The sequence below is a fragment of the Achromobacter sp. Marseille-Q0513 genome, from assembly GCF_018195695.1.
GTDB lineage: Bacteria > Pseudomonadota > Gammaproteobacteria > Burkholderiales > Burkholderiaceae_B > Achromobacter.
Genome location: NZ_JAGTJY010000507.1, coordinates 1 through 474, shown reverse-complemented (window position 1 = coordinate 474; position 474 = coordinate 1). Strand labels below are relative to the sequence as shown.

The window sequence follows — 474 nt, the reverse complement described above, 5'->3', positions numbered from 1 at the left end:
CGCCTGGCTGGTCGGCCTGCTGGTGGCCGGATCGGTCTACCTCGCGCTGGGCCGTTCCATCGACCTGCGCGCGGAAGAACGCGTCATCGCGGGCATCCAGGACAGCGACCTGGCGTCGATGGCCCAACACATCGCGGAGATCGAGCAATGAACGCGCCTCGCATCCGTCTGATCCAGTCGATCCTGGGCGATGGCGACATCGCCGCCAATCTGAATCAGGCGCTCGCCCTCATCGCGCAGTGCGCCGGTCAGGTGGATCTGCTGGTCTTCTCCGAAACATACATTCCGGGCTTTCCCACGCCGCAGAACGTGGCCCGGCTGGCGGAACCGCTGGACGGCCCGTCCCTTTCCGCGCTGCGCGACGCCGCCCGGCAGGCCGGCGTCAGCGTGGCGATCGGGCTGGCCGAACGCGACGGCGAGCGTTTCTACAATACCGCCGTGCTGATCGATGACAAGGGCGGGCTGCTTCTCAAG

The 474-nt window shown here is 67.3% G+C and carries 1 protein-coding gene; it reads left to right on the top strand.

Annotation, left to right across the window (positions count from 1 at the left end; translation table 11 throughout):
- Window positions 1-147: 147 nt before the first annotated feature.
- Window positions 148-474 (top strand): nitrilase-related carbon-nitrogen hydrolase (locus KDH83_RS31510; protein ID WP_283093868.1); only part of this gene is annotated, 327 nt, incomplete at its 3' end.